The 11,542-nt window shown below is 44.5% G+C and carries 11 protein-coding genes; 4 read left to right on the top strand and 7 right to left on the bottom strand.

What is annotated here, in order from left to right; translation table 11 throughout:
• Positions 1-1,366: DUF87 domain-containing protein (locus Q0413_RS09185; protein ID WP_298989601.1), on the bottom strand; the 1,366-nt coding region annotated here is incomplete at its 3' end.
• Between the two features lie 94 nt (positions 1,367-1,460).
• Here Q0413_RS09185 and Q0413_RS09180 point away from each other — a divergent pair.
• On the top strand, positions 1,461-2,384 hold the full coding sequence (locus Q0413_RS09180; protein WP_298989598.1) for a methylenetetrahydrofolate reductase: 924 nt from the start codon (positions 1,461-1,463) through the stop codon (positions 2,382-2,384).
• 965 nt (positions 2,385-3,349) lie between these two features.
• Here Q0413_RS09180 and Q0413_RS09175 read toward each other — a convergent pair.
• From Q0413_RS09175 to Q0413_RS09150, 6 genes are all read right to left on the bottom strand, one after another.
• A complete protein-coding gene (locus Q0413_RS09175; RefSeq protein WP_298989596.1) occupies positions 3,350-4,348 on the bottom strand; it encodes a beta-ketoacyl-ACP synthase III in 999 nt (332 codons plus the stop codon).
• 8 nt (positions 4,349-4,356) lie between these two features.
• Entirely contained in the window at positions 4,357-5,349 is a 993-nt protein-coding gene (plsX, locus tag Q0413_RS09170) for a phosphate acyltransferase PlsX (RefSeq protein WP_298989594.1), read from the bottom strand.
• Between the two features lie 4 nt (positions 5,350-5,353).
• Positions 5,354-5,500 carry a 50S ribosomal protein L32 gene (gene rpmF / locus Q0413_RS09165; protein WP_005871250.1) on the bottom strand — a complete coding sequence of 49 codons (147 nt, stop codon included), beginning with the start codon at positions 5,498-5,500 and terminating at the stop codon, positions 5,354-5,356.
• Positions 5,501-5,518: 18 nt separating this feature from the next.
• Positions 5,519-5,872, bottom strand: a complete 354-nt coding sequence (locus Q0413_RS09160) for a hypothetical protein (RefSeq protein WP_298989592.1) — start codon at positions 5,870-5,872, stop codon at positions 5,519-5,521.
• Between the two features lie 9 nt (positions 5,873-5,881).
• Positions 5,882-6,295, bottom strand: a complete 414-nt coding sequence (gene ndk / locus Q0413_RS09155; RefSeq protein WP_177388469.1) for a nucleoside-diphosphate kinase — start codon at positions 6,293-6,295, stop codon at positions 5,882-5,884.
• Positions 6,296-6,402: 107 nt separating this feature from the next.
• Complete coding sequence (locus Q0413_RS09150) at positions 6,403-6,687, bottom strand: 4Fe-4S dicluster domain-containing protein (protein WP_005871245.1); 285 nt, start codon at positions 6,685-6,687, stop codon at positions 6,403-6,405.
• 180 nt (positions 6,688-6,867) lie between these two features.
• On the opposite strand from Q0413_RS09150, the gene Q0413_RS09145 reads away from it, so the two are divergent.
• The 3 genes from Q0413_RS09145 to Q0413_RS09135 all read left to right on the top strand — a co-directional run bounded on the left by Q0413_RS09145 (position 6,868) and on the right by Q0413_RS09135 (position 11,499).
• Positions 6,868-7,464 (top strand): peroxiredoxin, encoded by a 597-nt coding sequence (locus Q0413_RS09145; RefSeq protein WP_291939968.1) that lies wholly within the window; start codon positions 6,868-6,870, stop codon positions 7,462-7,464.
• Positions 7,465-7,798: 334 nt separating this feature from the next.
• Positions 7,799-10,531 (top strand): pitrilysin family protein, encoded by a 2,733-nt coding sequence (locus tag Q0413_RS09140; protein ID WP_298989590.1) that lies wholly within the window; start codon positions 7,799-7,801, stop codon positions 10,529-10,531.
• Positions 10,531-11,499, top strand: coding sequence for a putative transporter (locus tag Q0413_RS09135; protein ID WP_298989588.1), 969 nt, complete (start codon positions 10,531-10,533; stop codon positions 11,497-11,499). Before Q0413_RS09140 ends, Q0413_RS09135 begins: the two co-directional genes overlap by 1 nt.
• The last annotated feature ends 43 nt before the right edge of the window (positions 11,500-11,542 follow it).

Here is an 11,542-nt window from a genome sequence, read left to right as displayed (position 1 = left end):
CTTTCATTAAATTTGAAATTTGCTCATTGCTTAAAGGACCCTTTAGATAGCTTAGCGCGAAGCGCGTCTCGATCACTCGCAGCACGTCCTCGTTGATGTTTTTTACCAAAAAATTTCGCTTTTTGAGATTTGAAATTTTCTCCATAAGCACGCTTTTATCGATCGGATTTGAGCCGATGCCGCTTAGGCCGCTGATGACGCGCTCCTTATCCTGCGCGGTCTGCAAGCGCCCGATAAACCACGTACCGATATTGCTAAGTCCCTTATAATCGAGATCAACCGGGTTTTGGGTCGATAATACGCAGCCAAGTCCGAACGCGCGAGCCTGCTTTAGCAGCGTAAGCATCGGGGTTTTGCTCGGCGGATTGCCGTTTGGAGGGAAGAAGCCGTAAATTTCATCCATATAAAGTACTGCGCGCAAGGAACTCGTACCACTGGTGGTGCGCATCCATTTGATCATCTCGCCTAAAAGCAGCGTGACGAAAAACATCCTCTCATCGTCGTTTAGATGCGCGATAGAAAATATATTCGCTCTCGCCCTGCCGTTTTCATCAAAGAGCATCTTGGCGATATTTAGCCGCTCGCCCTCGCACCAAAGTTTAAAACTCGGGCTTGCGATGAGCGCGTTAATCTTCATCGCAAGCGCCATTCGCTTATCGCTCGGAAAAAAGGTATTAACATCGAAAACGCCGATTTTATCGAAAGGCGGGTTGCCGATCTGCGCGATGAGATCCACCACGCTCACCCCCTCGCCTTTGTTAAAATGATAGGTCAGAATTTGGCTGATCAGCAAAAATTCCGGTGAGCTGAGATTATCGCTGCTAATCCCCGCGAGGCTTAGCACGCTAGTGGCGATACCGCCGACGTAGTTATTCAAATCCTCTTCGTTTAAGCCTTTCGGCGCTTCAAAGTCGCTTAGTAGACTGATGCCAAGCCCTGCGCTTGATTTGGGCGTATAAATTCTAAAATCGGCGCTGTTTTTCAAAAGCTCCACTCTCGCCAGGTCTTGATACGAGCCCTCGATCCCCTCGCGCCAGGTATTTGCAGTCTGCTCGGCGTACTCGCGCACGCTAAGACCTTTGTTTTGCGCCTCGGCCTCGTCAATATAGGGCTCAAAATCCTCAGCCCTCATCTGCGGAAAGGTAAGAGCCAAATTCGTTAAATCGCCCTTCGGATCGATGATGATGGATGGGATATTATCGATCGCGGCTTCCTCTAGCAGCGTGATGCCAAGTCCCGTTTTACCGCTGCCGGTCATTCCGATGATAAGCGCGTGAGTCGTCAGATCCTTGTTTTTATACAAAAATGGCTCGCTGTTTTCGAGCCCTAGATAAAAAAGCTTTAAATTTTCTTGAAGCGTTTTCATTGCGTTCCTTAAATTTGCAATTTGCTCGGCATTATATCATTTAAATTTTTAAATTTAAATTTGCTAAAATGCGCGAAAAATCAAGGAATGGCAAGTGTTAAAAGAAAAAATTAGAAACGGAAAAAGCGGAATTTTGCTCTATGGCATCGTTCCGCCTAAAATCACGTCCTCTCAAGACGAGCTCGAGCGCCTAGGTACGGCGTGGTCGCAGCGCCTAGGCGAATGCGAATGCGACGGCATCGTCATCTACGATCTACAAGATGAAAGCGCGCGCACGAAAGATGAGCGGACCTTTCCTTTTGTGCATACGATCGATCCTGCGCGCTATTACACGCAGTATCTACACACTGATAAAGAAGCGATCATCTACCGCGCGGTAGGCAAATACGATGAAGCGGAATTTTGCGAAATTCTAAGGCATGCCACAAGCGGACTGAGCGTTTTCGTGGGGGCGAGCTCTAAAAACGAAGAATGCAAACTGCATCTAAGCCGCGCCTATGAGCTCAAGCAACTCGTGGCGCAGCATCTTTGCCTAGGCGGCATCTGCATACCCGAGCGCCATGAAAAGAGCCGCGACGAGCACCTAAAAATCGCGGAGAAGACTGCGGACGGGTGCGAATTTTTTATCACTCAGGCGGTTTATAATGTGCAAAATGCCAAAGATTTCATCGACGATTACGCCGCTTTGGAGTGCAAAAAGGTGCCGATAATCTTTACTTTCACGCCGTGCGGCAGCCTAAAGACGCTTGAGTTTATGAAATGGCTTGGCATCTCGGTGCCAGATTTTCTGCAGCAGCGACTGCAAAGCAGCGTCGATATCTTGCAAAGTTCAACAGCGCTGTGCGCAGAGATGTTTGATTTCATCTATAAATACGCCCTCGCAAAAGGGGTGAGCGTGGGCGCAAACGTCGAGAGTGTCAGCACCCGCCGCGTCGAAATCGAAGCCTCGCTCAGCTTACTAAAAGAGATCAGAAAAATTATCCTTAAGCACGAGAATTTGGGATTTTATATTATTTAAAATTTTAAATCGGGTACACGAACAAAACGCTAGATAGTCTAAGCTAGCGGAGGAATTTTAAATAATTTTAGATCGCTTTCTGAAAAATAAATCGAAATTTTATCCGAATGGAATTTGAACTTAAAATTTATAAAAAATTGCCTTAATAATATGCTTTAATACCTGTCGTCCATAACTGCAAGATGATATTTCGTGCTAAAATTTTTAAATGCTTACAATGGCATTGAGCTGGACCTACCATCAAAACCTATAAATAGCTGTAGCTTTCGCACTAAAACTAAACGCATTGACCGCTTCAGTCTGTAGCTATAGCGTGGCTGCGCCCTCCGGCTCGCCGCTATCTATATAGAGATAACTAATTTCCTATCTCTTTTTTAGAGTATATTGTATAACGAGGGATAGCTGTAGAGGGCAAACGAAACCAATATTAGATACGACGCCTCTGCACTCATGGCATGGCATCCTTTATCGCCCCGTTTGTGGTATTTGATTAAATTTACTAGCGTTTATGCTAAATTTCAAATCTAAGGCAATTTGATGCTTGCTGTTGTGAGCGTTTTGGTATTTAAATTTTATTCTACAGCCTATGTGTAGGTCACTCAAAAGATCCACATACGCCGCCGTAAAAATACTTGTCGAGCTTTGCAGCCAATTAAAAGCCGTTAATGCAAAATCCGCTGAAATTAACACCCATTTAGGCTATCATATTTGATTTCTTTTATATTTCTAAAAGCCCGTCGCCAAAAAGCAGTAGCCTCAGACTAACGTCGTTTTATAATCTCGCACAGAAAACCAATACTCAAACTACGCAATATTATAATATGCTTTTTATTACAAACGCCTCATTTTAAAATTTTGAAATCCGACTCGGAATAAATATAAATTTGAAATTAGTTTTGTAAATAAGCTTGGAATTTAACTCTTAAATATGGCGAAATTTAAAGATCAATGAAATTTAAAAAGCGCTAGTTTATACTATTGCCGCCGAATTTCAAAAGCGCGCTGCCCCACGTAAAGCCGCCGCCGAACGCATCCAAAAGCATAAGCGAGCCGTTTTTGAGCCTGCCGCTCTCGTAAGCGTCATTTATCGCCATCGGGATCGACGCCGAGCTCGTGTTACCGTATTTGCCGATTGTAAGCACGCACTGCTCGTCGCTAAATTCCAGTCTCGCCTTAACCGCCTCGATAATGCGTAAATTTGCCTGATGCGGGATGAAAAGATCGACCTGCTCGGGCAAAATTTTATTTTTCGCCAAAATCTCCACGACGTCGTTACTAAGCGTCGGTACCGCAATTTTAAAGACCTCGCGCCCCGCCATCTGCATGAAACCTAGCTTTTCGTCAATGATCTTCCTGCTAAGCGGATTTACGCTGCCCGGAGCCGGGGTAATGAGAAGATCACCTTTGCTGCCGTCGCTAGCGGTATGAATGTCAATGATTTCGTTATCGTCGCGTGCCGCGATAACCGCAGCGCCCGCACCGTCGCCGAAAAGTATGCACGTAGCACGGTCGCTCCAATCGACTATCGAACTTAGCTTTTCCGTACCGATTATCAACACGTGTTTTTTAGCGCCGCTTTCGATGAGGGATTTTGCGAGCTCTAAAAGATAGATGAAGCCCGTACAGGCGGCATTTATATCAAACGCCGTGATGCCGAAATTTAAACCCAGTTTATCCGCGATAACGCACGCGGTCGAGGGCATGCAGAAATAATCGGGCGAGATCGTGGCGCATATTATTGTATCGATCTCGTTTTTTTGTAGGTTGCTACGCTCGATCGCCTTTAAAGCCGCTTTCACGCCTAGATCACTAGTGGTTTCGCCCTTCGCGATACGGCGTTCATGAATGCCAGTTCGCTTGACGATCCATTCATCAGTCGTTTCAACCATCTTTTCAAGATCGAAATTGGTTAAAATTTGGCTCGGCGCGTATGCTGCGATTGAGATCATCGAGGCTTTTTGCATTCGTTTTCCTATTCGTTTGAAGAAATTTCGCTTTCTATCGCGGAGTTGATTTTAGAATCTGCAAATTTAAGCGCTTGAAAGATCGCGTTTTTAACGGCTTTCGGGGTGCTTTTGCCATGGCTTATGATGACGCATTCTTTGACGCCTAAAAGCGGCGCACCGCCGTATTCGTCATAATCCGTACTTTTTTTGATAATTTTAAAGACGCGCTTCATCAAGATGGAGCCTGCGATGGCGATCGGGGATTTTTTTGTTTCGTTTTTGATAAGTTTGCCGATAGCGCTTGCGACACCTTCGCTGGATTTTAGCATAATGTTGCCGATAAATCCGTCGCACACGACCACGTCTACCGAGCCGTCAAAAATTTGATTGCCTTCGACATTACCGATAAAATTTTGCATCTTCTTAAGCATATGAAAGGCTTCTTTTGTTACCTCGTTGCCTTTACTATCCTCCTCGCCGTTGGATAATAAGCCGATGCGTGGTGCGTTTAAACCCATAATCTCCTTGGCGTATGCTTCGCCCATAATCGCGAATTGAAATAAATTCTCAGGCTTACAATCCACATAAGCGCCCACATCCAGCACAAGCGTACGTCCACCTATGGAATTTGGCATCAGCGTAGCAATCGCCGGGCGTAAAATGCCTTTCAGCCTGCCTATGCGAAGCGTCGCAAGACTCATCGTAGCGCCGCTGTGTCCTGCGGATACCACGGCTTTGCAAGTGCCGTCTTTTACTAGATCGACCGCTTTAAAGATGCTGCTCTCTTTGCGTTTGAGAGCGTCGGTTGCGCCCTCTTTCATCTCGAAAACTTCGCTTGCAGCTACGTAAGTGATATATTTCTCAAAGCCTTGATCTTGTGGAATAAAAGGCTTGATTTGCGCTTCGTCGCCTACCAAAAACGCATTAAATTTACGCTCTCGCAGCGCATCTACGACTCCGTTTATTATCGGCTCGCAGCCGAAATCACCGCCCATCGCGTCTATAGCAACGGAAATCATCGGATTAATATTCGCCCGTAGTTTTGTTTATTCTATGCGGAATTTTCCAGCTTCCGTCTTTATCTTTGACGGGAATCGGAAGGGTCACTTTGTAGTGAGTGCGTCTTTTCGCCGCACGAGTTTTACTAACTCTTCGCTTTGGAACTGCCATTTTTTCTCCTTTATAAATTTAGTTCTTGCATTCTTCGCAATAAAAATAGTCGCTTTTAAAAGCTTCCGTTTCGCTTCTTAAAATTTCATCCAAATCAACTTCAGCACCGAAAAACTCCATAACATCCAAGCTCTCGTGCCTTTCGTCGTTAAAAACGCCTTCGCTTAAAAGCAAATTTACGCTCTCGTTTACGTCAAGATTAAATTCTTTGCCGCAGCGGTCGCAAATGTATGGAATTTTGCCCTTAATTTCGCCCTCGCACTCGATAAACTTAGAGTCTTTTCGTTTTAAATTTCCGCCAAACTTAAGTCCGTCCCTCGAAATTTCAAACGGCACGGGCGCGGCGGGAATTTTAGCAAAAGCGATCTTCACGTGGCACTCTTAGCAAATTTCTCTTTTTGCAAAGAAAAATGCGATCTCGGTTTTTGCGTTTTCTAAGCTGTCGCTGCCGTGAACGGCGTTAGCGTCGATGCTATCCGCGAAGTCCGCTCTGATAGTGCCTTTATCGGCTTTTTTCGGATCGGTAGCGCCCATTAGCGCGCGATTTTTAGCTACGGCATCATCGCCTTCTAGCACCATTACGACCACCGGGCCGCTAGTCATAAACTCAATCAGATCCTTATAAAAAGGGCGGTCTTTGTGAATTTCATAAAATTTACCCGCATCTTCGGCGCTTAGGCATAATTTTTTAGCCGCTGCGATTCTTAGTCCGTGGCTTTCGAAACGATCGATAATTTTGCCGATAACGCCCTTTTTAACGGCATCAGGCTTAATAATAGAAAGCGTTTGCTGCATATAATCTCCTTAAAGTGAAAGGCGGATTGTATCGAAAAATAGGTTAAAATTTATTTAAGGATTGAATGAATTAAAATTCCGCGCATTTGATCGCGGAATTTTATCTGTTAAGCAAATACCGGGGTATCTCCGCTGCGCAGATCCGCACCTATACTATCCCTGCTAGGTTGACCCGCTACGATGTCGCTCCAGACGATACAGCCGTCGGTCGGACAGGCGCTAGCGCAAGCCGGCTCGTCGTTGTAGCCTACACACTCGACGCATTTATCGGCATATACGTAGTAGCTATCCTCGCCGCTTGGATTATCGCTATCGTCCACGATCGCATTTACCGGGCACTCGTCGATGCATGAGCCGCAGCTAATGCAAATATCGGTAATTTTTACAGCCATTTCTTCTCCTTTATCAAAAAATGAAGCGCGATGATAACATACTAAATTTAAAAAATGATAAAATTTAATATTATCAAGCAAATAAATTTTATTATATAAAAATTTTCATCAAATTTCAGCAAATATAAAGTTTTAAAATGTATAATCGCCATCATAAATTTTATTAACAAGGAGAAACAAATGATAGTAACCAACAAAGCCGTTGATTTCACGGCAACTGCGGTTTTAGGCAACAACGAAATAGTTGAGGATTTCAACCTCTATAAAAATATCGGCGAAAAAGGCGCGGTCGTATTCTTTTATCCAAAAGATTTTACCTTCGTCTGCCCGAGCGAGATCATCGCATTCGATCACAGATATCAAGATTTCAAATCCAAAGGTATCGAAGTTATCGGCGTTAGCTGCGATAGCGAATTTACGCATCTTGCATGGAAAAATACTCCGGTAAACGCAGGCGGTATCGGCAAAGTGCAGTTCCCGCTAGTTTCGGATATTACGAAGGATATCGCGCGCAGCTTCGACGTGCTGTTCGGCAACGCCGTAGCGCTTCGCGGAAGCTTCCTACTTGATAAAGACGGCACCGTCCGCCACGCCGTCATCAACGACCTACCGCTCGGCAGAAACATCGACGAGATGCTAAGAATGGTCGATACGATGCTATTTACCAACGAGCACGGCGAGGTCTGCCCTGCAGGCTGGCACAAAGGTGACGCAGGGATGAAAGCAGATCCTAAGGGCGTCGCAGAGTATCTAGACAAAAACGCAAGCAAACTATAAGTTGTAAAATTCTTCGCGCGGGCGTACAAATTCTAACTGCGTAAAGTTTAAATTTAGCCTTGCGCAGGCTATTAAAGCTCGCGAAGCTTTCTAAATTCCGCTGCCAAAATTTTAAGTCGTGGCGACGGAATTCCAAAAATTCCAAAAATTCCAAAAATTCCAAAAATTCCAAAAATTCCAAAAATTCCATTCCTCTCAATTCTGCAAGTAAAATTTCAAAACCGCGAGTAAAATCCCAAATCCTTGGCAAAATTCCATCCATAACAAAGCTCGCAAAATCATACTTTAAACTAGCTTTTGTTACAATCGCAAGTTTTTAAATCCAAGGACAATTATGAAAAAGTTTATATTTTTTATCACCACCCTGCTTTGCTCTTTGAGCCTTTACTCCGCAGATACCAACCCGGACGCGCCGCTTAAACTCGATCCTAGCGTAGTGCACGGCGAGCTGGCAAATGGCGTGAAATTTTATATCCTCAAAAACGACGTGCCAAAAAATAGCGCGCTTTTTTACCTCAACGTAGCCGCAGGTAGTGTTGATGAAAATGATGACGAACAGGGTCTTGCGCATTTCGTCGAGCATATGGCATTTAACGGCAGCGAGCACTTCGATAAAAACGAGCTAGTCCATACCTTGCAGCGCTTGGGAGTAAAATTCGGCGCCGATCTCAATGCACAGACTGGCTTTGAAAACACCACATACAACATCCAAGCCCAAGTGAGCGACGAGACGCTAAAGGACGTATTTTTGGTACTGCGCGATTATGCAGGCGGCGTAAAATTTGACGAGAACGAAACGCAAAAGGAAAAAGGCGTCATCTTAGAAGAAGCAAAAAAAGGCTTTGAGAGGCGATTTTATGAAAAGCGCGCCACATATTTATACCCTAATTCCATATTTTCCAGACGCTTTCCGATCGGACAAAATGAAATCATCAAAGGCGCCACTGGCGAGCAACTAAAAAAATTCTATGCGCGTAACTACCTTCCTAGCGCCATTAGCATCATAGTCGTAGGCGACGTAAACATTGAGCAGATTAAAAACCTAATCAAGCAAAATTTTAGCTCTCTTTCTGCGCACGGCGAAAAAATCCCGCGCGATCTTAGCCTACGCCCATTTGAAGGCGGGCTAGCAAGCACCGTAGAGCCTGAGCTCGGCGCCAATGTCGCTAGCGTGCTTTACGCAGGCAAATATGAGCCGCTAAGAAGCTACAGTGCGCTTAAAAATGAGTGGCTGCAAGCCTACGTATCGAGGCTGATGGAGCTTGGATACGACGCGATGAATGTGAATGCCAAAATTCCGCTTAAAGCCTATTTCGGCTCGGACGATCTGTTTAAAAACCGCAGACTATACAGCATAAGCGCGAATATTTTTAATTTCGACGCCAACGCCACGCTAAGTAGTCTTTTTAGCGCGATCAAAGGGGTACGCGAACACGGATTTAACAATGACGATTTTGATAGCGTTAAGGCGGAATTTAAACATCAAGTGCAAGCCGATCTGCTTAAAAACGATACACAAAGTGCGCAAATAGGAGCGCTACTTGATTTCGTACAAAACGGCAATGTAAAGCTTAGTAAGCAAGACGAGCACGATCTAAGCCTCAAGGCCTTAGAAGAAATAACACTAGCAGATGTTAATAAATTTTTCTCTCAGATAACGGATGGAGCGAGATTTACGGAGATTATCTCTGCAAAGGATTTGGGCATTAGCCAAAAAGACGCGGAGCTGCTCTACGAAAAAGCGGTGCCGTTTAATTTCGCTGCTTCGAAGCTTGCTTCCAAGCAGCTTGCGGGAGCAAATTTAAAAGAGACGGAATTTAAAGCACAAAAAGGCGCTAGCGGCACTGAAATTTTGGAGTTTAAAAACGGCGCGAAGATAATTTTAAAGCTTCTTAAAAGCGAGAAAAATAAAATCGCCCTCGCAGCCGTTAAAAAAGGCGGCTACGCGCACTTCGGCAAGGCTCGTGGCGAAATTTTAACTGCGCTGCTAAACTCAGGCACCATAGGCGAGCTAAACGAATACGAAGCTGGACGCTTGACCTCAAAATTTGATTATAAGCTAAGATTTAGGATGGATGACGCGGACTGCGGTTTTAGAGGCGCAGGAGCGGATCTGGAAGCGATGACACGCGAGCTTTACGCGAGATTTAGCGAGCCGCTAATTCATGCAAGCTCACTTACAAAATACAAAACCGACGCGCTTTCGGCGATCGCGCTGCGCGACGAGACGGCGGAGTTTAAATTCGGTGAGCAAATTTTAAAATCGCTATATTCAGGAGATACAGCTCGCAAGCAGCCGCTTAGCGCAGATGACGTAAAGAGCGCAAATCTTGCCGATTTACAGCGCGATGCGGATGAAATTTTTTCAGGTGTTGGAGATTTTATCTTTGTGCTTAGCGGCGATTTTGAGCCTGCGCGCGCGAAACAAATTCTAGCCAAATATATCGGCAATCTAAAGCCCGGCACAAGCAGCGCTACGCCTAAAACTTTGATGCTAAATACTTCTAGCGGCGAGATTGTGCAAGACTACGGCGATAGTGATAAAAGCGAAGTTCGGATGATTTTTTCAAACTATGAGCTGCAAAATTTTGACTTTTCAGACACTTATAAATTTCAAGCGTTAAAAAGCGTGCTAAGCAATCGCATCGTCGAGCAGATCCGCGAGGCGCGCGGACAAATTTACTCGGCGATGGTGCATAGCGCCTATGTGCGTGAGCCACAAATCGCAGCGAGCTTGAATGTATCGTTTTCTACCGAGCCGAAAGATGCCCGTGCGGTTGCAGCAAGCGTGAGTGAAATTTTAAAACAGATCGAAAGCTCCGGCGCAAAAGATAGCGAGCTGGCAAATTTCAAAAAAGCGCAAATTTTATCGACCAAAAGAGCTGCGCAGACGAATGATTTTTGGCTTGGAAATATCACTGCGCACGAGCTTTACGGCTATCCGCTCTACGATGAAAAAAGCTACGCCGCGCGCGTGAACGCAATAAAAAGCACGGACGTGCAGGAAGCCGCGCAAATGCTAAGCGATAGGCTATTTACGGCGATTTTAAATCCAAAGGAGCGTTGATGTTTGCTTCATTTTTTAAAAACAAAAAATGGGCATTTTGGGCATATTCGGGAATATTTTTTCTAATTGCGATTAATTGGTATCAAACTACCTTAAATGTGAGAATAAACGAATGGTACCGCGCGTTTTATGATATGTGCCAAAACATAGATCATCATACACTAAATGATTTCTATACACAGATGAAAGTTTTTTTATGGATAGCGATGCCCTACGTAGTCTCTGCGATTTCAGAACGATATGCAGCTCGTATTTGGACATTTAAATGGCGGGAAGCGATGACCTTTTCTTATTTTTCATACTGGAAAAAGGTAGGCAAAGATATCGAAGGAAGCTCGCAACGTATCCAAGAAGATATCTTTCGCTTCTCAAGAACTATCGAGGAAATGGGTACGAGAGTGCTTTCGGCAGCTATGACACTGTTTGCATTCATACCTGTGCTATGGGGGCTTAGTAGCAATGTTCCTTTTGAATTTCTAAAAAAAATTCCGGGCTCACTTGTTTGGATTGCACTTGCAATCAGCATCGGTGGACTAATAATTTCTTGGCTGGTTGGCTGGTATCTACCGAGACTGGAATACAACAATCAAAAGGTCGAGGCGGCATTTAGAAAAGAACTTGTTTTTGCGGAGGAGGATAAGATAAATTACGCAAGCGAGGAAAAAATTCTTTCGTTATTTGATAAGATCAAATATAACTATTTTAAACTGTATCTGCATTACTGCTATTTTGATATGTGGTTCAACTCATTTTCGCAGTTTCTAATGATCGTACCTTACTTGATAATGGGTCCTGGGTTATTTACTAAGGTAATTACGCTTGGAGTTATGGTTCAGGTAAGCAATGCTTTTAATCAGGTGCGCGGTAGTTTTAGTATTTTTATGAATAACTGGACGACGATCACGGAGCTTCGCTCAATCCATATGCGACTTAAAGAGTTTGAAAAAAATATCGATTACAAGGGCTAGATAAAATTTCGCCCGTATCTTGCGGCCCAAAATTTCACTTTCT

Source organism: uncultured Campylobacter sp., from assembly GCF_938045465.1.
In the GTDB taxonomy this organism is placed as follows: Bacteria; Campylobacterota; Campylobacteria; order Campylobacterales; family Campylobacteraceae; genus Campylobacter_B.
Note: the sequence above shows the minus strand (reverse complement) of the source record. Positions and strands in the feature narration are given on the sequence as shown.

Bases quoted from the DNA above. Each gene is read 5' to 3' on its own strand.
- Q0413_RS09175 (WP_298989596.1), bottom strand. From the start codon at position 4,348: ATGCAAAAAGCCTCGATGATCTCAATCGCAGCATACGCGCCGAGCCAA.
- plsX (WP_298989594.1), bottom strand. From the start codon at position 5,349: ATGATTTCCGTTGCTATAGACGCGATGGGCGGTGATTTCGGCTGCGAG.
- rpmF (WP_005871250.1), bottom strand. From the start codon at position 5,500: ATGGCAGTTCCAAAGCGAAGAGTTAGTAAAACTCGTGCGGCGAAAAGA.
- ndk (WP_177388469.1), bottom strand. From the start codon at position 6,295: ATGCAGCAAACGCTTTCTATTATTAAGCCTGATGCCGTTAAAAAGGGC.
- Q0413_RS09150 (WP_005871245.1), bottom strand. From the start codon at position 6,687: ATGGCTGTAAAAATTACCGATATTTGCATTAGCTGCGGCTCATGCATC.
- Q0413_RS09145 (WP_291939968.1), top strand. From the start codon at position 6,868: ATGATAGTAACCAACAAAGCCGTTGATTTCACGGCAACTGCGGTTTTA.
- Q0413_RS09140 (WP_298989590.1), top strand. From the start codon at position 7,799: ATGAAAAAGTTTATATTTTTTATCACCACCCTGCTTTGCTCTTTGAGC.
- Q0413_RS09135 (WP_298989588.1), top strand. From the start codon at position 10,531: ATGTTTGCTTCATTTTTTAAAAACAAAAAATGGGCATTTTGGGCATAT.